At 40.9% G+C, this 25605-nt stretch carries 20 protein-coding genes, 1 other RNA gene and 1 pseudogene; 10 read left to right on the top strand and 12 right to left on the bottom strand.

Features of this window, described 5'->3' with window-relative positions:
* Positions 1–359: 359 nt before the first annotated feature.
* The gene (locus ACE2AL_RS12085) at positions 360–596 is read left to right on the top strand and encodes a major outer membrane lipoprotein (protein WP_047756290.1); all 237 of its coding nucleotides are present in this window, start codon (positions 360–362) and stop codon (positions 594–596) included.
* Positions 597–692: 96 nt separating this feature from the next.
* On the opposite strand, the gene ACE2AL_RS12090 is transcribed toward ACE2AL_RS12085, so the two are convergent.
* From ACE2AL_RS12090 to ACE2AL_RS12130, 9 genes are all read right to left on the bottom strand, one after another.
* Positions 693–1757: a L,D-transpeptidase family protein gene (locus ACE2AL_RS12090; protein ID WP_206084037.1), complete on the bottom strand. Its 1065-nt coding sequence runs from the start codon at positions 1755–1757 to the stop codon at positions 693–695.
* A gap of 204 nt (positions 1758–1961) precedes the next feature.
* Positions 1962–2378, bottom strand: a complete 417-nt coding sequence (gene sufE / locus ACE2AL_RS12095; RefSeq protein WP_375084309.1) for a cysteine desulfuration protein SufE — start codon at positions 2376–2378, stop codon at positions 1962–1964.
* 36 nt (positions 2379–2414) lie between these two features.
* On the bottom strand, positions 2415–3653 hold the full coding sequence (gene sufS / locus ACE2AL_RS12100; protein ID WP_206084036.1) for a cysteine desulfurase SufS: 1239 nt from the start codon (positions 3651–3653) through the stop codon (positions 2415–2417).
* A gap of 4 nt (positions 3654–3657) precedes the next feature.
* Positions 3658–4965: a Fe-S cluster assembly protein SufD gene (sufD, locus tag ACE2AL_RS12105; protein WP_272573289.1), complete on the bottom strand. Its 1308-nt coding sequence runs from the start codon at positions 4963–4965 to the stop codon at positions 3658–3660.
* Positions 4940–5686: a Fe-S cluster assembly ATPase SufC gene (sufC, locus tag ACE2AL_RS12110; RefSeq protein ID WP_047757043.1), complete on the bottom strand. Its 747-nt coding sequence runs from the start codon at positions 5684–5686 to the stop codon at positions 4940–4942. Before sufC ends, sufD begins: the two co-directional genes overlap by 26 nt.
* 45 nt (positions 5687–5731) lie before the next feature.
* Positions 5732–7231, bottom strand: a complete 1500-nt coding sequence (gene sufB, locus ACE2AL_RS12115) for a Fe-S cluster assembly protein SufB (protein WP_206084034.1) — start codon at positions 7229–7231, stop codon at positions 5732–5734.
* A gap of 16 nt (positions 7232–7247) precedes the next feature.
* Positions 7248–7616 (bottom strand): Fe-S cluster assembly scaffold SufA, encoded by a 369-nt coding sequence (gene sufA, locus ACE2AL_RS12120; protein WP_047757040.1) that lies wholly within the window; start codon positions 7614–7616, stop codon positions 7248–7250.
* A 408-nt stretch (positions 7617–8024) separates the two neighbouring features.
* Positions 8025–8441 (bottom strand): 1,4-dihydroxy-2-naphthoyl-CoA hydrolase, encoded by a 417-nt coding sequence (menI, locus tag ACE2AL_RS12125; protein WP_206084033.1) that lies wholly within the window; start codon positions 8439–8441, stop codon positions 8025–8027.
* Positions 8441–11494: an FAD-binding and (Fe-S)-binding domain-containing protein gene (locus tag ACE2AL_RS12130; protein WP_375083534.1), complete on the bottom strand. Its 3054-nt coding sequence runs from the start codon at positions 11492–11494 to the stop codon at positions 8441–8443. The genes menI and ACE2AL_RS12130 overlap by 1 nt, the downstream gene beginning before the upstream one ends.
* A gap of 256 nt (positions 11495–11750) precedes the next feature.
* Between ACE2AL_RS12130 and ydiK the strand changes: the two genes are divergently transcribed.
* Both ydiK and rprA read left to right on the top strand, forming a co-directional pair.
* Complete coding sequence (ydiK, locus tag ACE2AL_RS12135) at positions 11751–12866, top strand: AI-2E family transporter YdiK (RefSeq protein WP_206084398.1); 1116 nt, start codon at positions 11751–11753, stop codon at positions 12864–12866.
* A gap of 226 nt (positions 12867–13092) precedes the next feature.
* An RNA gene (gene rprA, locus ACE2AL_RS12140) (antisense sRNA RprA) lies at positions 13093–13203 on the top strand.
* 375 nt (positions 13204–13578) lie between these two features.
* Here the strand turns inward: rprA and ppsA are convergent.
* Entirely contained in the window at positions 13579–15957 is a 2379-nt protein-coding gene (gene ppsA, locus ACE2AL_RS12145; protein ID WP_206084031.1) for a phosphoenolpyruvate synthase, read from the bottom strand.
* A 265-nt stretch (positions 15958–16222) separates the two neighbouring features.
* Here ppsA and ACE2AL_RS12150 point away from each other — a divergent pair, with 265 nt between their 5' ends.
* The 7 genes and pseudogenes from ACE2AL_RS12150 (at position 16223) to ACE2AL_RS12180 (ending at position 23904) form a co-directional block, all read left to right on the top strand.
* Complete coding sequence (locus tag ACE2AL_RS12150) at positions 16223–17083, top strand: pyruvate, water dikinase regulatory protein (protein ID WP_272516246.1); 861 nt, start codon at positions 16223–16225, stop codon at positions 17081–17083.
* A 124-nt stretch (positions 17084–17207) separates the two neighbouring features.
* Complete coding sequence (locus ACE2AL_RS12155; RefSeq protein WP_375083535.1) at positions 17208–18257, top strand: 3-deoxy-7-phosphoheptulonate synthase; 1050 nt, start codon at positions 17208–17210, stop codon at positions 18255–18257.
* Between the two features lie 254 nt (positions 18258–18511).
* Positions 18512–18718 carry a hemin uptake protein HemP gene (gene hemP, locus ACE2AL_RS12160; RefSeq protein WP_272538606.1) on the top strand — a complete coding sequence of 69 codons (207 nt, stop codon included), beginning with the start codon at positions 18512–18514 and terminating at the stop codon, positions 18716–18718.
* 85 nt (positions 18719–18803) lie between these two features.
* Positions 18804–20954: a TonB-dependent receptor domain-containing protein gene (locus ACE2AL_RS12165; RefSeq protein WP_375083536.1), complete on the top strand. Its 2151-nt coding sequence runs from the start codon at positions 18804–18806 to the stop codon at positions 20952–20954.
* A 91-nt stretch (positions 20955–21045) separates the two neighbouring features.
* Positions 21046–22095, top strand: a pseudogene (locus tag ACE2AL_RS12170) (hemin-degrading factor).
* Between the two features lie 84 nt (positions 22096–22179).
* A complete protein-coding gene (locus ACE2AL_RS12175; protein WP_272538608.1) occupies positions 22180–22926 on the top strand; it encodes a hemin ABC transporter substrate-binding protein in 747 nt (248 codons plus the stop codon).
* A 606-nt stretch (positions 22927–23532) separates the two neighbouring features.
* The gene (locus ACE2AL_RS12180) at positions 23533–23904 is read left to right on the top strand and encodes a helix-turn-helix domain-containing protein (protein WP_206084025.1); all 372 of its coding nucleotides are present in this window, start codon (positions 23533–23535) and stop codon (positions 23902–23904) included.
* A 79-nt stretch (positions 23905–23983) separates the two neighbouring features.
* On the opposite strand, the gene ACE2AL_RS12185 is transcribed toward ACE2AL_RS12180, so the two are convergent.
* Positions 23984–25000, bottom strand: coding sequence for a lipoate--protein ligase A (locus tag ACE2AL_RS12185; RefSeq protein WP_206084024.1), 1017 nt, complete (start codon positions 24998–25000; stop codon positions 23984–23986).
* Positions 25001–25063: 63 nt separating this feature from the next.
* Positions 25064–25552, bottom strand: coding sequence for a C40 family peptidase (locus ACE2AL_RS12190; RefSeq protein WP_206084023.1), 489 nt, complete (start codon positions 25550–25552; stop codon positions 25064–25066).
* Between the last annotated feature and the right edge of the window lie 53 nt (positions 25553–25605).

A 25605-nucleotide genomic window follows, 5' to 3' on the forward strand; every position in this document is an offset into this window, starting at 1 on the left:
TTTTATTTTAAGTTAACATTTAGTGCTACCTTGACTTAACTATTTACCCGTTTAGGTTTCTTTAGCAAATATCCTATCTCTATTTAAGCGTAATATCACAAAATGTTCTTTGATTGTTCAAATAACAACCTTCATTAATCTTAATTTAAATTTTTCTTCTTTTTCCTACGACTAAATGTAAAGTATTTCTAGCAAATCTTTAAATTAAGTACTAGCATAAGACTTAGTAAGTGCCATACCCTAATTTTCATTAGGTTGTTTTAAAGGGATATAGCAAGCTTAAAGATAATCGTCTTGGCTCTATTATTTGGTGACTTGCTCTTTATATTTTCAAGATAATCAATCTAGAGGGTAAAATAATGATTCGTACTAAAATTCTACTGGGCTCTATCGTATTAGCTTCAGCATTACTAGCGGGTTGTTCTAACAGCACTGAAGTGCAAAAACTCTCTTCAGACGTACAAACTCTGAATGGTAAAGTTGATCAGCTGAGCAACGACGTTCAGTCACTGCGCTCTGATGTTCAGACAGCTCAAGAAGAAGCAGCACGTGCTAACCAGCGTCTGGACAACCAAGTTCGTACTTATAAAAAATAAGTTCGAATTGGTCGTTATCTAGTTAAAACGACGCTTTTTAGAAGCTGATAGTATTTATGAGGGCCTATGAAAATAGGCCCTTATTTTTTGTGCTGATTATTGAGCAGCTAAAGAGGAGCGGTATTTTGTGGGTAATAATGCGCCAATTTTACCATCGTAAATCGGGCCAGGCTGTGAAATGGTGAATGGCTCAATAGGGGTTAGCCCTTCATATTGGTTTTCATGCACAGGTTCATTAGTGCCTTGATCATTATTTATACGTACAGGCATTCCAGAACGCCTAGCAAGCTCTTTTTGTACTAAAGCCTTATCAATCCCTTCATTTTCAAGAAAACGCTTGAAATCATCAGAGAGCTTGATTGGCATCGTTTGTGGATCATCGTGACTCGAACGGGATAACGGTTGATGCACCTCAATGTAATAGCTTCCATCTGCTTCTTTAGAATATTTCACCGCTTGGTCAATAACTTGGACACGAGTTCCTCTCGGAACTGTTTTAAACAGTGCTTCAATATCATTGGGGCGTAACCGGATACAACCAGAACTTACTCGCATTCCAATACCGAAGTCAGCGTTAGTACCATGGATTAGATATTCGCCACGACCATAGGCTAAACGTAAGGCATACAATCCCATTGGATTTTCAGGGCCTGCTGGCACTACAGCGGGTAATGTAATCCCTTCTTTTGCATAATTCTTACGAATATTTGCTGTCGGTGTCCATGTTGGGTCTTTAATCGATTGACTGACTGACGTGACCATTTCTGGGGTATCACGACCTAATTGACCAATACCAATTGGATAAACAACGACATTGTCGCTGTTTGCAGGGTAGTAATATAAACGCAGCTCTGCCAAGTTAATCACGATACCTGTTCTTGGCGTTGACGGTAATAACATTTGCGCAGGGATAATCAGCTCTTTACCTGCTTCAGGCAGATAAGGGTCAGTACCTGGGTTTGCCTCAAGCATTCCCAACAAGCCAATTTCATGCTCACTGGCAATCGCCTCAAGGGGACGGCCATCATTCGGCACCACATACGTGTAATTTTCCCCGATGAGTCGGGTGTTACTGTCAGGTAATGGGTACTCTTTTGCCTGAGCTGGCGCTAACAACGCGCTCATGACAAATAAACTTGCCACCGTTAAAACTCTTTTCATACCTACTCCAAGGAAAATAGTGTACTTACAATAATGCAATGATTATTGCTCATAATAGCAACTATTCTTAATATCTTTAATACTTAATGAATATTTTAGTTAACTAATATTATTGAACAAATCTTTATTGGATGATAGAGCGTTGACAAAGCACTAAGTTAGGGGGGAAATAGACGAGGGAGCTGGGTTACTCCCTCGGTAAAATTAAACTAATTCATTTGCACGGGCTAAGATGGTGCGGATCATCGCATTCAACCCTTGTGTTCGCGAAGGGGTTAAATGTTGTTCTAACGCTAATTGCTCAAAAAAAGATTTTACATCTAACACTAAAATTTGCTGTGGTGTTTTACCTTGAAAAAGAATAATGACAATCGCCACCAGCCCTTTAACGATTGCAGCGTCGCTATCCCCTGCAAAGGCAATTGTGCCATCAGATTGTAACTGCATATCAATCCACACTTGGCTTTGGCAACCCGCGATAAGATTGCTCTCGCTTTTTTGTGTTTCATTAAGTTCAGGCAAGCGACCACCCAGCTCAATCATATACAAATAACGTTCTTCCCAATCCTGGCAACGCGCAAAATTACGTAATAATTTATTTTCATCGGGTAATGCAGGCATACTCACTTCCTTTACCATTCACTTATTTCTTTGTGCTTAGCCTAACAATTTTTTAATACGCTGTAACGCATTGAATAACGCATCAATATCTTCTTTAGTGGTATAAATTCCCACCGAAGCACGGCACATAGCAGGAACGTGGTAATGTTCCATCAATGGTAAAGCGCAGTGGTGCCCTGTTCGAATAGCAATACCATACCTATCCAAAAAAGACCCCACATCGTAGGCATGGTGTTCACCAAGGTTAAAAGCCAAAACGCCTTCACGCTGGTCGTTACCGTATAACCTGATGGACGGGATGTCTTTGAGCTTTTGCGATGCATACGCCATAATTTGCGCTTCATAAGCAAAAACATCGCGTAAATTTAATGCAGTTAAATAGTCAAACGCGGCACCTAACCCAATAATTGCACTCACATTTGGCGTGCCCGCCTCAAAACGCCAAGGCGCATCCGCAAAGGTAATCCCCTTAGTTAGGCTAACTTGGCGGATCATCGCCCCGCCGCCTTCCCATGGTGGCATCACATCTAAGATAGCCTTTTTCCCGAACAAAATACCAATACCCGTTGGCCCGTATAATTTGTGCCCCGAGAACACATAAAAATCACAGTCCAGATCCTGTACATCAACCTGTTGATGCATCGCACCTTGGGCACCATCCACTAAAATTGCCAGTTCACTGCTTTTTTGCGAGGCAATATCACGTGCTTGCTGGATAATTTCTTTAACTGGGTTTACAGTGCCTAGCACATTCGAAATATGTGTGAAGCTCAGTAACCGTGTTCGTGCATCGATAAATTCATTGAGTTTATCTAGCTGCAAGGTTCCATCATCTGAAATAGGGATCACTCGCACTTCAAAACCAATTTCTTCGGCTAATAGAAACCAAGGAACGATATTGGCATGGTGCTCCATTTCGGTGATGACGATATTGTCGCCTTCAAAGAGATGTTTGCGTCCGTAGCTATTGGCAACGAGGTTAATCCCTTCTGTGGTACCTTTAACAAAAACAATTTCTTCGTTTGAACCTGCATTGATGAAATCTGCGGCCTTTTGGCGCACCTCTTCCATCATGGTTGTCGCATTGGCACTGAGCGTGTGAATGCCGCGGTGAACCGCGGCATACTGATGTAACGTAAATTCACTCTCGCGCTCAATAACTTGCAACGGTTTTTGTGCACTCGCTGCACTGTCTAAATAGACGAGTGGATGGTTATTCACTGATTGTGATAAGGCAGGAAAATCCTGCCTGACTAACGCAACATCAAATGACATGGTATTAAACCTCCGCTAAGCGCTGGCGGATGTTTGCCATCACAGCGTGTTTTAACTCTTCTGACTCAATAGACTCAGTCAATTCCGCAGCAAATGCGATGATAATCATATGCTTAGCAGCTTTACCATCAATTCCTCTTGAGCGCAGATAAAATAATTGCTCGTCATCGATTCGACCGACTGTCGCACCATGGCCACATTTCACGTCGTCTGCATAAATTTCAAGCTGTGGCTTGGTATCAATTTCAGCCTTATCACCGAGCAACAAGGTATTGTTCGTCATTTGGCCATCAGTTTTCAGCGCATTTGGGGCAACTTTGATCATCCCATTAAACACCGCTTTACTGCTGTCCATCGCAATCACTTTATGCAATTGACGGCTGTTACAGAAACTGTTGTTGTGTTCTAAATACGTCCGCGTATCTGCTATTTCGCTATCTTTTGGCAACAATAAGCTATTAAGCTCAAGCTCTGTATTTTCACCATCAAGACGAGCACTCGTGTGGTTACGTGTTAAACCCGCACCCAACAAGAAACTGGTACTTTTAACGCGGCTATCACGCCCAACTACAATATCATTATGGGCGAAATGTTGTGCCTGTGAACTTTCCACATTGAGTTTGAAGTGGCTAAAGTCTGCATTGTCACCCACTTCGGCGGTTAAACGACTCCCCGTCATGTGCGCTTGACCATTTAAACTAACAAAGTGCTCAATGACCTGCGCTTTACTGTTGGTATCGAGTGTTAAATGATAACGATACTGGCTGATATTCATCGCCTGTTCATCATTTTTGCCACTCGAAATATTCAATAAATACAACGGTTTTTCTGCTATTTTATTCGCGGCCAAGTGAATCACTAACGGCTGTACTGCCAAGCTTTCCGTTAAATGCAAAAAGATTTCGCTATTGACTGGCGCAGGGAGTAAATCTTGATTATCGAGCAGAGACACTTGGAAAGGCCCGACATCAATAGAACTCAGAGCTGAACTATAGCGCCCATCAATTAATACAATACGGTAAGCATCAATTGGTAAGGCTAACTTTTCACATTCACTCGCGACGGCATCTGCATCACTAAACTGATATTGAGTATTCAGTACGCTATTTAGTGGTGTGTAGTGCCAATCTTCATGGCGAAACGCAGGTAAGCCGACTTGTTTAGCCTGTTCCCAATGGTTTTTTGCGTGCTGTGAATTTTCGCCTAAGCGTTGTTCGAATAGCTTCGCAAAGCGTGACATAGCTTGCTCATTCAGTGCAGCAACTTCAGCACGCTTTTGTGCTCTTTCACTGTTGGTCAATAAGCCAGCCATAACCCTGCTCCTCCAGTTTTTTCGCCAAACTGAAATCACCTGATTTGATGATTTTCCCTTGATATAAAACGTGGACGAAGTCAGGTTTTACATAATCTAAAATGCGCTGATAGTGTGTCACAATAATAAATGAACGTTCAGGAGAACGCAGTGAATTCACACCGTTAGCGACAATTTTCAAGGCATCAATATCCAGCCCCGAATCCGTTTCATCAAGAATACACAGTTGTGGTTCTAATGCGGCCATTTGCAGGATATCATTACGTTTTTTTTCACCGCCAGAGAAACCGACGTTAACTGAACGCGCTAATAAATCCTCTGGCATTTCCAATAATTTAATTTTATCTTCGATAAAATCTTGGAAATCAAAACGGTCTAATGCATCTTGCTGGCGATATTCACGCACTGCGTTAACAGCTGTTTGTAAGAAAAATTGGTTACTCACGCCAGGAATTTCAACTGGGTATTGGAAGGCTAAGAAAACACCTTCGCCCGCTCGTTCTTCAGGGTCTAATTCAAAGAGATCTTTACCTTTGAAAGTCACTGAACCGCTATCAATTTCATATTCTTCGCGACCCGCAAGCGTTGCCGATAATGTACTTTTGCCTGAACCATTTGGGCCCATGATAGCGTGAACTTCCCCTGGTTTCACTTCCAGAGATAACCCTTTTAAAATTTCATTACCTTCTACACTCACGTGTAAATCTTTAACACTTAACATATTTACATGCCTTTAGCGCTCACGCGCAAATAAACTCGATAAGGATCAGCCAACGCTGTGCTCTAAGCTGATCGCCAGCAATTTTTGTGCTTCTACGGCAAACTCTAATGGGAGTTCCGAGAACACATCTTTACAGAAACCATTTACAATCATAGAAATAGCATCATCTTCGCTAATTCCCCGTTGTAAGCAGTAAAATAGCTGGTCTTCGCCAATACGTGAAGTTGTGGCTTCGTGCTCAAGCTGTGCCGTATTATTTTTAACTTCTACATAGGGGAACGTATGTGCCCCACATTGCGTGCCGATTAACATGGAATCACACTGCGTGAAGTTACGTGCATTTTGCGCGCTTGGCAGGATTTTGACTAAACCACGGTAGCTGTTTTGGCTCTTACCCGCAGAGATCCCTTTTGAGATAATCGTTGAACGGGTATTTTTCCCGATGTGGATCATCTTGGTTCCCGTATCTGCTTGCTGGTTACCGTTTGTCAGTGCCACAGAGAAAAACTCACCGACTGAGTTATCCCCTTTAAGGATCACGCTTGGGTATTTCCAAGTTATCGCCGAGCCTGTTTCGGACTGCGTCCACGACATTTTAGAGTTTTCGCCCTCACACAATGCACGCTTAGTCACAAAGTTTAAAATACCGCCTTCTTCGCTATCCCCACCAGAGAACCAGTTTTGAACAGTGGAATATTTAACTTCGGCATCTTTATGAATAATCACTTCGACCACCGCGGCGTGCAACTGGTAGCTATCACGAACAGGAGCAGAACACCCTTCGATATAGCTGACGTAACTGCCTTCATCTGCAATTAAAATGGTGCGTTCAAATTGCCCCGTTTTGGCTGCATTAATGCGAAAATAGGTGGAGAGTTCCATTGGGCAATGTACCCCTTTCGGGATGTACACAAAGGTGCCATCAGAAGCCACTGCCGCATTTAACGCTGCAAAAAAGTTATCGTGGCTTGAAACGACGCTACCCAAGTATTTCTGAACTAATTCAGGGTATTCTTGGATAGCCTCGCTAAATGAACAGAAGATCACGCCATGTTTAGCAAGATCCTCACGATAAGTCGTAGATACTGATACGGAGTCAAAAATCGCATCCACTGCAACCGCTTTACCTTCACGAACAGGCACACCTAATTGGTTGAAAGCTTCTTCGACTTCTGCCGTTAAGTAATTATTGGTCTCGGCAACGCCCGTTGCTTGGGTTGCCCCAGATTGGGAACCACAGGTATCATCACACGAGCCACAAGATGGCGCAGAATAATAGCTGTAATCCTGATAATCAAGATTTGGGTAATGAGCTTTGAGCCAATGGGGCTCTTCCATGCCTTTCCAGTGATTAAAGGCATCAAGGCGGAATTGTAACATCCACTCAGGCTCATTACGTTTCGCTGAAATAGCGCGGACAACATCTTCGTTGATCCCTTTTGCCATTTCATCTGTTGCGACTTCCGTAAAGAAGCCCTCTTTATAACGCTGGTCATCAAGCCAGCTTTGAACATCATCGCCAACTTCTACATTGCTCTGTGACATAATCTGACTTCACATGTTAAACGCCGAAGCTTTCACCACACCCACAGGCATGTTGGGCTTTCGGGTTATTAAATTTGAAAATTTGATTCAGCCCTTCTTGGACGTAATCAACGACTGTGCCATCAATAAATGGCATTGCTTCTTTTGGCACATAAAGGTGCGCGCCATCGAGTTCAAATAACAGATGGTTGTCGGTTGGATTTTCGATCATTTCAAAAACATAACCGAAACCCGCGCAGCCAGACTGTTTAACGCCGAGTGAAAGCCCTTTGGTATTTGGGTTTTGCACCATCAATTTTTTGATTTGTTTTGCAGCGCTTTGTGTCAGGCTAACTCCCTGCCAATTGTTTTCATCAAATGAAAATGTCTCTACACCGTCAGTCATATTGACCCCACATTTCTTATGGCTTTTCAGCCTGTTATCAGGAGATTAACTCTGTCTACCCTATGGTAATGATTACCTATGCTACTTCAACCATTTGTTTTAAGAGGTTATAGCTATTTTAGCGTTTTTTTTATTCAAATTGAGCTTATTTATTAACCAAAAACAACCAGCAAGCCACCTAACACAATGAAAAATAACAGATAAATAGAGTTGCATTTTTTATTCAATTTTGTACTAATAAATACACAAAAATGACACAAATTAATAAAGATGCATTTATTATACAACTTAATTTATTTGAGAAAAATGAAAATGCATTCATCTGAATATATAGATGGGGTCAGTTAATAAAAACAACAACTCGTTTTCGAGATATTTTCCCGAAAACGAGGTAGACAAAGAAAGGATTTACTCAAATAACACAGCGGTTGTCAGACGTGATGTACAACATAGCTTGCCTTGTTCATTGAAAATTTCAATGTTCCAGACTTGCTGACGGCGACCTAGATGAATGGGCTTGCAAACGCCACGCACAATACCTGAACGCGCTGCGCGAACATGGTTAGCATTAATTTCAACGCCCACCACGCGCTGTTCACCTTCAGTACACATATAACCTGCGATAGAGCCTAGTGATTCAGCCAATACAACGGATGCACCACCATGCAACAAACCAAAAGGCTGCTTCGTTCGTTCATCCACAGGCATCGTTCCTTCCATATAATCATCACCCACTTTGGTGATTTCGATACCAATGTGCCCTAACATGCAAGTTTTTGCCATTTCAGCTAATTGCGTTAAATCAAATTGACGTTTCCAAATCATTAAACAATCTCCAACAAGGCTTGAATTGGGTGTTTTATTAATGTATTTTCCATGCGTTTTACTTGGCTGCGGCAAGAATAACCTGAACTTAAACAACGCTCTTTTGGCAGTGACGACATCGCCCCTTTCCAAGATAAGTTATAAATTCCTTTTGAGTTTTCTAGGTTTGCAACCTCGTGCCCATAAGTCCCCGCCATTCCGCAACAACCCACACTCACATTATTAAGCTGATGCCCGAAGCGCGCAAATAAAGACGCCCATTGGTTCGCACTATTTGGCAGTGCTGTCGATTCGGTACAATGACCAAAAAAGTACCATGGCTGTGCTGCGCTTGTTTGTACAATTTGTGGTTCAGGCAAGGTAATTAGCCATTCATGGGCCAACATTACCGTAAATTGGCACTGGTCTTTGCCTAAGATTTCGTGGTATTCATCGCGATAACACAAGACTAACGCAGGGTCGACGCCCACCATTGGCAATTGCAATTTTGCCACGCGATTTAAGAAATCTGCGGTCTTACGGGCTGTTTTCGCGAATTTAGCCAGAAAACCTTTGATATGTTGCGCTTTACCATTCGGTGAAAACGGCAACAACACAGGTTTATAACCCAATTTTTCGATTAAACGCACGAAATCAGCAACAACTTTCGCATCGTAATAGCTGGTAAATGGGTCTTGCACCACTAGCACATAGCTTTCCCGTTGGCTTGCCCCCATCCCTTCAAGCTGCTCTAATGTCATGGATACTGCAGCATGGCCTGAAAGCTCTTGTTTTAAAGTTGGCTGCGAAAATAGCGGTAAATCCACCATGCCGATAGTGCGCTCACTGAGTTTCTGCACAATGTTTTGGCGTAAAAAAAAGTTAAAAACACCTGGCGCTTTTGACAGTAATGGCGCACTTGATTCCACATTCGCAACGATATGATCACGAACTGGGCGCAAATAACGGCCGTGATATAACGCTAAAAATTTCGCTCTAAACGATGGCACATCAATTTTGATTGGGCATTGTGTTGAACACGCCTTACACGCCAAACACCCTGACATCGAGGCTTTTACTTCATGGGAAAAGTCATAATCCCCTTGCTTAGCTCGCCAGCTGTTGCGCGTTTTCTCAATCAACCCGCGTAATGATGGTTGGCTTTGCGTGATGCCTTTTTCAAGATGCTCTGGTGTCACACCTTGCTCGGCAAGTAATCTCAGCCATTCCCGCACCAAGGTAGCACGCCCTTTTGGTGAATGAATACGTTGCCCACTGATTTTCATTGATGGGCACATCGGGCTCTTCACATCAAAGTTAAAACAAAGCCCATTACCATTACAGTCCATTGCCCCACGAAACTCTTGACGCATCTGTATAGGAATTTGCCTGTCATAAGTTCCTCGTTTAATGCCATCCACTTGTTTCATTGGCACATCTAAACCCGCTGGCGGGCAAATTTTACCTGGGTTCAAACGGTTATCAGGGTCGAAAGCTGCTTTGATATTGCGCAACTCACCGTACAGCACCTCACCAAAAAACTCAGGACTGTACTCCGCACGGAAACCTTTACCGTGCTCCCCCCAAAGGAGCCCTCCGTATTTCGCTGTTAATGCAACAATTTCATCAGAAATTTGTTTCATCAATATTTCTTGCTGCGGGTCACACATATCTAACGCAGGACGCACATGTAAAACCCCTGCATCCACGTGGCCAAACATGCCATAATTGAGTTTATGGTTATCCAACAATGCCCTGAATTCAACAATATAATCAGCAAGATGCTCAGGGGGAACACATGTATCCTCAACAAATGGGATAGGCTTAGCGGCCCCTTTACTGTTGCCTAGTAAACCAACCGCCTTTTTACGCATATTATAAATGCGTGTGATATCTTCAAGATCATGACAAGTTTGGTAGCCAATCACGCCTGCCTGGTTGCTTGCCATTAATTCATCTAAGCGCTGGCACAGGCTTTCCGTCAATTGATTAATTTCATCTTCATCGTCACCACTAAATTCAACGATGTTTAGTCCTAACATTTCTTTGTTTGGCACATCTGTAATTAACGCTTTGACGGAGTGCCAAACGATGTCTTCTTTTGCAAGGTTAAGGACTTTTGAATCCACCGTTTCAACCGATAGCGCTTTGGCTTGTACCATAAATGGTGCATTACGCAGCGCAGACTCAAATGAATCGTATTTCACATTCACTAAACGGCGCACTTTAGGAAGCGGCGTAATATCCAAAGTCGCTTCCGTGATAAAGGCAAGAGACCCTTCTGACCCCGTCAAAATACGCGTAAGGTCAAACTCCGTTAATTCATCATTAAATACATGACGTAAATCGTAGCCCGTTAAGAACCGATTAAGTTTGGGGAATTTTGTTTCAATTAATTGACGTTGTTCAAGGCAGCGTTCTAAAACCGTTTTATAGATACGTCCTATTACTGAATCTTCAGACGCAATCGTTTGGGCGAGAGCAATAGGCATAGCGCGTGTATCAAGGCATTCACCTCCCAATACCATTGCTTTAACGCCTAATACGTGGTCCGAGGTTTTACCGTACACCAGCGAACCTTGCCCCGATGCATCTGTGTTAATCATCCCGCCTAATGTGGCGCGGTTACTGGTCGATAATTCGGGCGAGAAAAAATAGCCATAAGGTTTAAGAAACTGATTAAGCTGGTCTTTAATAACACCTGCCTCGACCTTAACCCAGCCCTGCTCAGGGTTAATTTCTAAAATGCGGTTCATATAACGAGACATATCGACAACAATCCCTTCTGTTAAGGATTGTCCGTTCGTTCCCGTACCACCGCCACGTGGTGTGAAAGTGAGCTCACTGTATTTTTCTTGTCCAGCAACACGTGTAATAATTTGCACGTCAGCACTGGAACGCGGGAAAACGACAGCTTGGGGCAGCAACTGGTAGATACTGTTGTCTGTCGCCATTGATAATCTTTCTGCATAACTGGTGCCATTATCACCCGTAAAACCTTGTTCTTGTAGCTCATGCAAGAACGTGATGACGAGTTGGCTGAGATGAGGTGCTTCTGATATACGCGGGATCATTATTAACGATGACTCTTGTTGTTTAGTGTTCGCATTACTCGTTATGTACTATCTTTATTTTAAGTTGCACAATAGTGTCTTAGGTTTATGAAAAATGGTATTCACAGCCTGTAAAGACAGTACAGCCGCTGATGACATTGTCGTCATGAACCATATCACAATATTGTTTTTTTTAACCGTGAAAAATAATTACGTTATTTTCACCTTAAAAAAGGCCATACAAGCAGAATTTTCATTTGTTAAGGATCAATCATTAATGGAAAAATCGCAAAAACGTTTGGATCTTCCCAAACTTATTTTCGGGCTGTTATCCATCGTTTTAATGATAGCGGCCTGTTTTTGGGTGCTTAACCCCTTTATTCTGGGTTTTGTTTGGGCTGGAATGATGGTCATTGCGACTTGGCCGTTGTTATTACACCTCGAGGCGCGCCTATGGAATAAAAGATGGCTTGCTGCCTTAATGATGGTTCTCCTCATTTTACTGCTGTTTGTTATTCCACTTGGTATCTTAATCGGCAGTATCATTGAGAATAGCTCCCCACTCATTGAGCTAGCAAAATCGCCATCTAGTCTCACATTACCAGACTTAGAGTGGTTAAATACCATTCCAATGGTGGGTGAGAAAATTTATTACGCATGGCACAGCTTGGTAGCAAGTGGCGGTAATGCCCTGCTGGCAAAAATTCAGCCATACTTTGGGCAAGCAGCAGGTTGGTTTGCCACACAAGCGATTAGTGCAGGACGCTTTGTTTTCCACTTAGTATTAATGTTGCTCTTTAGTGGGCTACTCTACCTAAAAGGCGAAACAGTCATGTTAGGCATGCGTCATTTTGCCGTTCGCTTGGCGGGGATCCGTGGTGATGCAGCTGTTGTCTTAGCCGCACAATCCATTCGTGCAGTTGCACTTGGTGTGGTGGTGACCGCATTGATTCAAGCGATTGTCGGTGGTATTGGCCTTGCACTCTCTGGCATCAGCTATGCGGCTATTCTGACCGTATTGCTGTTTATTTGCTGTGTAGCGCAATTAGGGCCCTTATTAATCATGATCCCTTCAGTATTATGGTTATTTTGGACTGGCGACACCACATGGGGCATTATTTTGGCGGTTTGGGCTGCAATAGTGGCCACCATGGATGGTGTACTACGTCCATGGCTGATTAAAATGGGCGCTGATTTACCGATGGTACTGATCCTTGTTGGGGTTATCGGCGGAATTTTATCATTTGGTATGATAGGGTTATTTATTGGCCCTGTTGTTTTGGCGGTTTCATACAGCCTATTAAAGGCTTGGATGAACGAAGTCGCCCCTCCTAATGAAGACCTAAGCGAAACCGAAAAGTTTCTTGAGGAAGAATTTTTGATTAAGAAATAGTTTTAGCTAATTGAAGCAGATATGTTTATCAATAGACATGTCTGTTTCATTAATGATTTCCTTGCCATTAATATTTAGAAACAATATTTAACACTCTAACGTTAGTATTCAGCTTAATTTATGTTAACATAAAACAACTGAATATTTCTCTTTACGTAACAATAGGTAACATTAATATTGAGAGTGTTCTTAATGATTGTATAATGTAATTAGCTTATTATCTAATTATTGAATCAAATAAATTTAATCACTATGCCAACCTTTTATAGGCGTAGTGATATAAACGAATTGCTGTGTGTAGTCTTTGCCTGTCAGCCCATGATAGGCTTTTTTTTTGCCTAAATATTCAATATGAATAATATTCACATCTAAATTAAATCATCAGTTTACAAACATTGATTGAAATCAATTTTCAGTTTACGTTAAATAAGTGAATATACTCCTTTAGTATTATCCTCCCCACTTTCGTTTTAATTAATCACGCGAATTATTAACTCAATACTCATATTATTACACATATTAAGAGTATTAATGTGTATATATTTATAATGCGCATGACATATTAAATGCATAATCATTCGCTACTTTTTTATATCTATCGTATTAAATAATCGTTATTACCAATTGCAATTATCGGTATTTTAAATGAATAAAAAGGCCAATTGGGAGATACCCAATCGGCCTTTTCAACTAATGGTAATAAATCGTTTTATTATTGGTTTTCTGCGATTGTTAGCCACGTTTGAACCACAGTATCTGGGTTCAATGATAAGCTATCAATACCTTCATCAACTAACCACTGAGCAAAGTCTTGATGGTCAGATGGGCCTTGTCCACAAATTCCAACATATTTATTCTGACGTTTTGCCGCTTTAATCGCCATAGAAAGCATCGCTTTAACAGCATCATTACGCTCATCAAATAGCTCTGAAACAACACCAGAGTCTCTATCCAAGCCTAATGTTAGCTGGGTCATATCGTTAGAGCCGATTGAAAAACCATCAAAATGCTCAAGGAATTGTTCAGCTAATAGTGCGTTTGAAGGAATTTCACACATCATAATCACTTTTAAGCCATTTTCACCACGCCTTAAATCATGCTTCGCCAGCTCAGCAATGACAGACTCAGCTTGTGCAACAGTACGCACAAACGGGATCATCACTTCAACGTTAGTTAACCCCATGGTGTTACGCACACGTTTAACCGCTTCACACTCCAACGCAAAACATGCGCGGAAGCTATCAGAGACGTAACGCCCTGCACCACGGAAACCTAACATTGGGTTTTCTTCTTCTGGCTCATAAATATCACCACCTACTAAGTTGGCGTATTCATTCGATTTAAAGTCAGATAAACGAACAATCACACGTTTCGGCCAGAATGCTGCCGCTAAAGTTGAGATCCCTTCAGTTAATTTGCCGATATAAAACTCAATCGGATCTTCATAACCTGCCATCATTTCACGAATTTCAACTTGTAATTCAGGGGATTGTTTATCAAATTCCAGTAATGCTCTTGGATGAACTCCAATCATACGGTTAATGATAAATTCCAAACGTGCCAAACCCACACCTTCGTTTGGTAAACAAGCAAAATCAAATGCGCGATCAGGGTTACCCACGTTCATCATAATTTTGACGTTTAAATCAGGCATATCGCTGACTTCTGAACTGTGAATTTCAAATGCTAACTCACCGCCATACACAAAACCTGTATCACCTTCTGCACAAGAAACCGTCACATTTTGGCCTTCTTGTAAGCGCTCTGTTGCATCCCCACACCCCACTACCGCAGGGATGCCTAATTCACGAGCAATAATTGCAGCGTGGCATGTACGTCCACCACGGTTTGTGACGATAGCGGCAGCCTTTTTCATGATAGGTTCCCAATCAGGGTCTGTCATGTCAGTGACCAACACATCACCAGGCTGAATTCTATCCATTTCGCTAAGGTTATGGATAACTTTCACCTTACCTGCACCGATACGATGACCAATAGCGCGGCCTTCTACCAATACTTGACCTTGCTGTTTTAACTGGTAACGCTCCATCACTTGTTGATTAGAACGCACAGTTTCTGGCCTTGCTTGAACAATATACAGACGCCCATTATGGCCATCTTTTGCCCATTCTATATCCATTGGACGACCATAGTGTTTTTCAATCTGTAGTGCTTGGCGAGCCAGCTCTTCAACCTCAAGATCAGTCAAAGAGAAACGATTGCGTAACCCTTCTGGCACATCTTCAATTTGCACTTGTTTACCGTGCTCTTTACTGTTGGCATACACCATTTGTAATTTTTTAGAGCCAAGGGTACGGCGCACAATTGCAGGACGGTTATTTTTCAGGGTTGGCTTGTGTACATAGAACTCATCAGGGTTCACAGCACCTTGTACCACCATCTCACCTAAACCATAAGCTGAGGTGATGAAAACAACCTGATCAAAGCCCGATTCAGTATCAATGGTGAACATAACACCCGATGACGCTAAGTCAGAACGAACCATTCTTTGCACACCTGCAGATAATGCCACACCACGGTGGTCATAACCTTGGTGTACACGATAAGAGATTGCACGGTCATTAAACAAAGATGCAAATACGTGTTTAATCGCAACTAAAACAGCATCAATACCTTGAACGTTCAAGAATGTTTCTTGTTGCCCTGCAAACGAAGCATCTGGCATATCTTCTGCAGTAGCAGACGAACGCACAGCAAATGAAGCTTCAGCTTCACCTTCAGAAAGCTGAGCAAATGCATCACGAATATCTTGTTCCAACTCCTTCGTCAGTGGAGTATCAATCACCCATTGACGGATCTGAGCACCTGCTACAGCCAGTTGGTTCACATCATCAATATCCGTTTCATCTAGCAGGTTATAAATGCGCTGATTTACACCGCTCTGCTCCAGAAAATCATTAAACGCCTGTGCGGTTGTCGCGAAACCGTTAGGTACGGATACACCCAGATCAGATAAGTTAGTGATCATTTCACCGAGAGAGGCATTTTTGCCACCAACACGGTCAACATCATTCATCCCTAATTGGTTATACCAAAGTACATTACACGGAGTGAGGCCATTTGTGGACATTGAAAGCGATCCTTTTATAGCAATTTAGTGACAGAGTACAAATCGTAAAAAATCTCGTTGGCGAAATATCGCCTCGTGAAATAGACTAGCACAGACGGTATGAGAAGATGGACTGGTGAATCGTTCCATCAATTAAGAAAACTTTTTTGTTCTAAAAATCGTTCAAAAAATGGCTATACTTCCCCTGATAAACTAATTTTTAAACTTTAAACAAAGATAATATCCCTCAATATCCAGTGATAAATACAATAAGAGGCTAATAATAATGACCGAATTAGGAGCAATGAATACGATGGCAAGCCAAGTTCAACGCACTGTTTTCTTTATTTCTGATGGCACAGCGATCACCGCTGAAACTATAGGGCATGCAGTACTTTCGCAGTTTCCTCTTTCATTTACCTCTTACACATTACCGTTTGTCACCACGCCGACTCGGGCAGAAGAAATCAAACAAAAAATAGATACACTTTATGCAGAAACACAGATCCGTCCTTTGGTGTTCTATTCCATCATCTCCCCAGAAGTTAAACAGATAATCACTCAGAGCTTAGGGTTTTGCCAAGATATCGTCCAAAGTTTAGTCGCTCCGATTCAAAAGGAGGTTGGTCTTGAACCCGAGCCAAAGCTAAACCGAACCCACGGTTTATCTATGCAGAATATGAACCAATACGATGCACGTATTGCTGCCATTGAATATACACTGGCTCATGATGATGGTATTTCCTTAAGAAATCTCGACCAAGCTCAAGTCATTCTGATTGGCGTTTCCCGTTGTGGTAAAACCCCAACTAGCCTTTATTTAGCAATGCAATTTGGTATTCAAGCGGCAAATTACCCTTTCACCGCTGATGATATGGATAATTTACAGTTACCTGTCGCGTTACGTCCTTACACCCACAAATTATTTGGTTTAACCATTAGTCCAGAGCGATTAGCGGCAATCCGTGAAGAGCGCCGTGAAAATAGCCGTTATGCATCGATTAGGCAGTGCCGAATTGAAATTGCTGAAGTCGAAGCCTTATTTAGACAAAATAAAATCAATTACTTAAATACGACGAACTATTCTGTAGAGGAAATTTCTGCCAAAGTGATTGATACCATGGGATTACAAAGACGTATATTCTAGTGAATATAAAATAAAAAAAATTATTCATTCAATTTACGCTGGAGGTTGAAATTAAGCCATATTCGTTTATTGTGATCTTTATCACTTATATGGCGACAGCCTATTCAAGTTTCTGAGAACAAAAATGCACAAAACTGATGAGTTACGTACAGCGAGAGTGGACAGCTTAATCACACCACAAACTCTTGCCGATGAATTTCCTATTTCCGTAAAAGTTGCCGAAAACGTGACAGCGTCACGAAAACGTATTGAACAGATTTTATCAGGCCAAGACCCTCGTTTGCTGGTGATTGTCGGCCCTTGTTCTATTCATGATATTGATGCCGCTATTGAATATGCAACGAAATTAAATGCATTAAGAGAACGCCATCAAGACCGCTTAGAAATTGTCATGCGCACCTATTTTGAAAAACCGCGCACCGTTGTGGGCTGGAAAGGCTTAATTTCTGATCCAAATTTAGACAATTCATGCCAAGTCAATACGGGTATTCGCCTTGCACGAAAATTACTGATTGAAGTTAACCAGTTAGGATTAGCCACTGCCACCGAGTTCCTCGATATGGTGACGGGTCAATATATTGCTGATTTGATAAGCTGGGGCGCAATTGGTGCGCGTACAACCGAAAGTCAAATCCATCGTGAAATGGCTTCAGCACTGTCTTGCCCTGTCGGTTTTAAAAATGGCACCGATGGCAACATTAATATTGCTATTGATGCTATCAGAGCGGCAAAAGCCCAACATATGTTTTTATCCCCAGATAAAAATGGCCAAATGACCATCTACCAAACCAGTGGTAACCCACACGGGCATGTCATTATGCGTGGTGGTAAACAGCCAAATTACAGCGCTGGTGACCTTGCAGCCGCATGCGATAAACTCCGTAAGTTTGAATTACCAGAGCATTTAGTGGTTGATTTTAGCCATGGTAATTGCCAAAAAATTCATCGTCGCCAACTTGAGGTTGCACGGGATATAGCGGAGCAAATTAAAGATGGTTCAACCGCGATTAGTGGCATAATGGCAGAGAGTTTTTTAGTTGAAGGCACGCAAAAAGTAAGCTCTGAACAACCATTAGTTTACGGTCAATCTATTACCGACCCTTGCCTTGGTTGGGATGATACTGAACAACTGATTGAAATTCTTGCTCAAGCTGTGGATCACCGCTTTAAATAGTTTTTCACTGCATCGCTCTCGCTTTGGTAAATCACTCACCAAAGCGAGCCTCAAACATCACCAAAAAAAATAAAAAAACAAAACCAATAAATCCCACGATATTAATATCTATTAATTTTCAATAATCATTTAATTTAATCCAAAAAATTCTTGACCCCCCATACATTAACGATAATAATTCTCACTACTAACACGCAACTCGTTAGAAAGCACATGAGAACAATTTTATGACCTTATTAAAAAAGACAAATCAAATGGTAACGAAGGATCTTTTTTTAGCTAAGAGAGAAGACCCCACTCTGGTACCTATTGAAGCAAAATCGACCCAAGCGATGTTAGCAACACACATCATTGATAGTCAGCAACTACTTAATAAGGAAGGAAAAGTTGAAATTCTACACCGTGGGGAAATTTACCAACTAAAGCAAACCCGCTCAGGTAAATTAATTCTAACGAAATAAATAAGTTATACCGACAATCTATAGCACGCCACCCAGACATCATCAAGGCAGCCAGCTTAAACCACACATAAGGAAAGGATTTCCTATGCCATTTAAACTGATGCCTACATCAATTTCTAACCCTCAACACCAATATAAACTCCGTTTTTCAACGCTTGCTACCGCTTTGGCAATTTCGAGTACGAGTCATACTGCACTCGCCCAAAATGAAGCAAAAGACGTTATGTATGTATCTCAATCGCCATTTAGTTATGAAAAAATTGCTGTTGCTCAGCAAATTGAGGTTATTAATGCCCAAGCCCCTGAATTGCAATCTGCGACTTCAGTATTGGATTTACTCAAAGGCCAAGCCGGGGTACTCGTCACGGGTGCAGGTAGCACATATGGGCAGAGTCTTCAAATGCGAGGCTATGATCAACGAGGCGTAAAAATTACTATCGATAATGTCACCCAAGATTTTAACTCTGGCTTATTTGATGCCACTTTTATTGACCCTGCCCTAGTTAAAAAAGTTACCGTTCATAAAGGCGGTGGTTCGCTTCACCATGGTAACGGTGCACTCGCAGGTGTCGTCTCCATAAAAACCCTCAACGCATCTGATTTATTAAAACCTGGGCAACATTTTGGTGGGCATGTTACCACTGGTATTAACCAGAATGATCATAGCTATCATGCAGGTGCAACTCTGTTTAGCCATGTCGATACTTTCGATACCATCTTAAGCTACCAGCAACGTAAAATACAACTCAATAACCCATACGTAGCCCAAGGCCTAGAGACCAATGAAGAAATTCATAATTGGATGTTGAAAACAACGTGGTTTGCTCACCCAGCCTATCAAACCACAATACAACTTAAAGAATACCGTAATAACAGCATTGGCCAAAAACAGCCAAGTATATCTTTTAATCAAACCCTCTTTCCAAACACCCCACATGAAAGGAGTTCACTACAACGAGATATCCACATTGGCCAACACTTCTCACCCAATAATACGCTTAATTGGCAGGCAAACTGGGACTTTTACTACTCAAGTATCGCACTTAACCAGTTAGACCTCATTAAAGTGAAAAAAACACCAAACGATTACCGTGAAGAAGATCGAGACCAATATACATACGGGACCAAATTCACCAATAGCTTTATAGTACCTATGAATAATTGGGCGAATAACGCAATTCAAAGTGGCTTCGAATATTATCAACAAGAACAAAAATCTAATGAGTATTCAATCAGCTATCCTAATGCCCATCTATTAAATAGTTCAGGGTGGCTAAACAACGATCTCACATTACACCACTTACCTATTACATTTTCAGCAGGAACACGTTTTACTTATTATAAAACCTCTCGTAAAGATATCGCGGAAGATAGTCATACAAATTGGTCATCAAGGTTCGCTGTGAGTGCAACACCATCACATTGGCTGAATCTATTTTCTTCCTATTCAGAAGGCTACCGAACACCTCGTATGGCAGAGTTATACAATAACTCTCATCATTTTCGTGTTCCATTTATAGGATATACATCGGACTTTATCCCTTCACCAGATCTAAAACCTGAAACAAATAAAACAGTTGAAGCAGGTATGAAATTCAGCTTCGACGAACTAGCATTGACAGGGGACTCACTTCAGTTTGGTAGCACGGTGTTTCATACTAAAGCCAAAAATCATATTGCCCTTGATGCTCAATACAAAAAAAGAATTGATCGAAGCTTAAAGTTTTTTTGGCTACCTGAAAAGATTTATTATATCAATGTGCCATCTGCGACCATCAAAGGTGTTGAGAGCTTCGTTCACTATAAAACACATTGGTTTGACCTCGATGTTAGCCATAACCTCATTGTTGGAAAAGAAGATGAAACACACCATACCCTTTCCTCTCTTCGCCCAAATTCCTTAGTTGCCCGTTTTAATGCACCGATAGCACACACAGGGGTCAATCTTGGATGGGTTGGTGAATTTGCAGCACGCAGCAAATTTGATGGGGACGATACTTACGTATTACCTGGGCAAAAATCAGTGGAGAAGTTAGATCGCTATCGCCGTGAAGTCATTCAATATCCTGGTTATAGCCTTCATGACTTCTACATTAGCTATCAAGCAGACCAATTCATTAAAGGTCTCAGTTCTACCTTAGCACTCAAAAATGCGTTCGATAAAAATTACGTTTCTTCCATGGGGGTTCCACAAGAAGGCCGTAATTTCTATTTTAACCTGAATTATAAATGGTAACGAAATAATTAAGTAGGCTAGTTGGGCCTATTAACACAGTAAATAAGCCCAACTAATTATTATTGGATACAATATAAATAAGGAAATAATTGTGAACTCAGTATATTACAAAGACTACTTACAGTTAAAGCAACAGTTTCCAAATAAGTATGCTCGGGATTTAGCTACTCAGCTTAATATCACTGAAGCTGAGCTTTTATATCGCCGAGTTGGTCATGACAATGTAAAACGGCTTTCAGGTCATTAACCTGAACTACTTCATACGCTATCAACGATAGGCCAGGCTAAAGCCATTACACGCAACAATTACGCCGTCAGTATTCAAACTGGCGTATATGATAACCCACGTTTTAGTGACCATGCGGGCCTATTCCTTAATCCAGGAAAACTGGATTTGAGAATGTTTTTTGCACAATGGGATTCCATATTCACGCTCTCGGAACAAATAGGGAATGACATTCGGCACAGCATTCAATTTTTTGATAAGAATGGGGATGCCATACATAAAGTTTATTCCTGTGAACACACTGACATGAAAGTGTGGCAAGACATTATTACTCACTATACGTCCATCGATAACCCCCCACTACAACTCGATACTGTTTTATCATTTTCAAATAGCGAAATTAGTGATGAAACTAAGCAACAAATTGAACAACAATGGCGCGATATGTCCGATGTTCATCAATTTTTCACCTTATTAAAAACGCATAATTTAAGTCGCCAGCAAGTTTTTCGTATAGTAAGTAACGAACTCGCTTGGCAAGTCCCAACAAATTCACTATCACAGTTACTCTCTCTCGCCCACCAAGCCAAAAATGAGATTATGCTTTTTATTGGTAATCGTGGATGCGTCCAAATTTTCACGGGTGTTATCAACAAACTCTCACCACTGAAAATTGAAAGCTCACAAACAGATTGGCTTAATATGTCTAGTAATGATTTCAATTTGCATATTATTGAGAATGGTATTTCTGAATGCTGGGTGACGAGAAAACCGACACAAGACGGGTTTGTGACAAGCCTAGAAGTCTTCGATAATCAAGGTAACCAAATCATACAAATGTATGGGCAGCGTACTGAGGGGGTTCCTGAGCAAACTCAGTGGAGCCAACAAATACTTTCTTTACATCGAATTTAATTACTAAATTATTTTATGCAATATTGGCTTCTAATGTTCATAACACTTTGTATCTCAAATTGTACATGGTCAAAAGAACGCATAGTGTCTTTGGGGAATGATATCACCGAAATTATTTTTGCCCTTAATTTCGGTGGCAATATCATTGCTCAAGGTACTTCGGGTTCTGTAGAACAGCAACCTCCAACTATTGAAGATATAAAACAAATTAATCCTCAACACATTGTTTCAATGCAACCTACCCTTGTTTTAGCCAGTGATCAAGTCAGGCCTTCTTCTGCCCTGTTACATATACAAAGCCAAGGAATACACGTTATTAAAGTTGCTCGCGGAATGACATTAGAAGCCATTCCTAAAAAAATTCGTACAATTGCCAAACAAATAAATCAAGTCCATTTAGGGGAACAACTTATCCAAAAATTTCAGAGTGACCTTAGCAAAATTAAGACATCACCAATAAATAAAAATGTTCTCTTTATTATCAATAAAGGTGGTGTTATCCCCTTAATTGCTGGGAAAAATACAACTGCAGATAAACTTATTACCGCAATTGGTGCTAAAAATGCGATGGCAAACATTGAACTATATCAGCCTCTTTCTCCCGAAGCCATTATCGAAGGACAACCTGATTTAATCGTTGTATGCCATGAGAGCGCAAAAACTCTCGGGGGCGCAAAGAGTATTTGGCGGCTTCCAGGTATCTCAATGACACCCGCGGGTCGAAATAAAGCATTAGTCATCGTCGATGATATAGGAATGCTAAACTTTAGCCTAGGAACTCCCTTAGTGATGTTACAGATACGTCAAAAATTAGAACAGCTACCTGATTAATATTTCATAGATAGAAAATGACTCGACCTATAATTTTATTACCTATTGATTTTAAATGGTTTTACGAAAACCCTTTCTTCGGTTTTTTATAGTAAATAACCCTCATAAACAACAATATCGCTCTTAAAAATATTGCGTTTCCACATATTTATCTAGATAACGTTAATTCTTTTAACATTCGTGATAAAGATGATATTTAATCTTAATTATGCTGTGTTTTTAGTTGTTTTCACTAAAACAATTACCTCGGAATTTCCTGTCTATTGTTATATAAAATCTATAATATAATTTTTCAATTATTTACTTGGTTAATAAATTAGAACTGCTTAGTCAAAATATTTGACTGATTATTATAAAATAATTTTTTATTGGAAATAAAAAACAAAATTTAAGCATAACTATTTGTATTTAAATAAATTTAAACATACGTAAGTGTATGTTTAAATCATTGATTTTTTCAACAACTATCATACCAATAGTTATTATCATATAAAAAAAGCACGTTTGGCCTATCGATATATCGGAAAAAAAGGAAGAATAGACCCTAATTTCGTGAGTTATTATTAGTTATTAATGAACAATAGCCTACTTGAGTAGGAGGTAAATATGTCAGAAAGTGTAGTCAACGATATCGTGAAATGGCTTGAAAGCCAGTTGCAACGCAATGAAGGCATCAAAATCGACACAATAGCCGATAAAAGTGGTTATTCTAAATGGCATTTACAGCGTGTTTTCAAAGAAATGAAAGGATGCACGCTTGGCGAATACGTCCGTAAACGTCGTTTGTTAGAGGCTGCTAAATCATTACGTGAAGGCAACTTACCAATCCTTGATATTGCTCTGCAATATGGATTCAGTTCACAAGCTACATTTACTCGTATCTTTAAAAAACATTTTGATACGACGCCAGCAAAATTCCGTCAAACTGGTGAACTGCCTGAATGCAAAAGTTTTATGACATGCAGTTGTCATAACTAGTTAGTTTCAAGATCATTCCTTCCTATTAGTTGTTAGTATTTTGAAGTCTATGTCTGAGCCGACCATGTCGGCTCATTTTTTAACTTAGTTCATGCACTAACCAGTTCTCTAAATCGTTAAGTTGATCTTGTAACTCAGGCCACTGTTGCTTCATCTGGCAACATAATTTTTTGATCGTTTCAGTTTGATAAACTTTCCCCAACATTTGCTCGCTCAGCCACTCAAGGGGCGTTGGGTCTAAACTATCGGTAAAAAACTGACAACGACTAATTACCCCTTTTTCAATATCAAAATGAAATTCAATCCCACCCCAAGGAAAACGAGTATCTGAATAATGGGAAAATGCAGGCGCTTGGCCAAAATTCCATTCCCAGCTACTTTGCTTGGCAAATGTTTCCGTGAAATTAGGCAGGTCAGGCAGTTTTTCAGGAGAGATATACTCCGCTTTAACTGTTTCACCAAAATGATCAAAAAAGCTTTTAATCACCCCTTCACAGACAGTTTCATGGCTGATGTTAGGCACTAGTTCAGAAAGATTCGCAACACGCGAGCGAACCGAGGTAATTCCTTTTGCCTGTAATTTTTTGGGATCAGGATTAAGGTAATTGGCTAGTCGGCTTAAATCTGCATTAATCAATAGTGTACCGTGGTGAAACCCGCGATCTTTCGTTTCGCGATAAGCAGAACCCGAAATTTTGCGTGGGCCATTTTCCGTATTGAGCACTAAATCATTACGCCCTGAAACTTCAGCCACAATGCCCACATTAGCCAATCCATCGACAATAATTTGTGTAGAAACCGTTTTATCGTATTCAGGTTTACCCGCCATAAACGTAAAACAAGTATTGCCTAAGTCATGGAAGACAGCTCCACCGCCACTACTGCGACGTGCTAAGCGAACATTGTCTTCTTCCATTCGGCGAGTATTACATTCTTTCCACGGGTTTTGGGCACGACCAATGACCACCGTATCAGCATTACGCCATAAAAACATCACACGCTGATCGGCAGACATTTGCCTAAAAATAGTTTCCTCGACCGCAAGGTTAAACCAAGGGTCAAACGATTCTGAAATGAGTAAACGCAATGTTGACATGGAGCTATCCTAAAAACAAAACTTGCTCTTAAGATAGCATAATGACTGAAAAAAATTGCGCATTTAAATGCGCCTTGCCTGCCAGAACACTTTTCGCCAATACACGTTGTCCATTGACGAGCGGATCACACCTTTACTGGTTGATGCATGAATAAAAGTGTTATCGGTGTCATAAATACCAACGTGTAACCCATTTTCGCCAGAGCCGGTTTTAAAAAACACGAGATCGCCAGGCATTAAATCCGTTTTATCGATACGCGTACCAAGCTGTGTTTGGTCGACGGTAGTTCTAGGTAGTTGAATAGCAAAGCGATCATTAAAAGTTCGATAAACAAAACCTGAGCAATCAACACCGTTTTGACTCATCCCACCATAATGATAAGGCGTGCCATACCATTGTTCTAGCTGGTCTTTTAACTGAGCGATGGTCATGATAGGGTCTGACAGCTGGGTTTTTAACGGTGGCGGTGCAGTGCGCTTAACGGATGTTGATGAACAACCAATTAAAACCAAGCACAGTAATAATGGCAAGTGTTGTATTTTAATCACCATAAAGCACCTTAATCATCCATCTTATTGCTATATTTAACTTATATCATAACGTG

This window comes from Providencia xihuensis, from assembly GCF_041953405.1.
Lineage (GTDB): Bacteria > Pseudomonadota > Gammaproteobacteria > Enterobacterales > Enterobacteriaceae > Providencia > Providencia vermicola.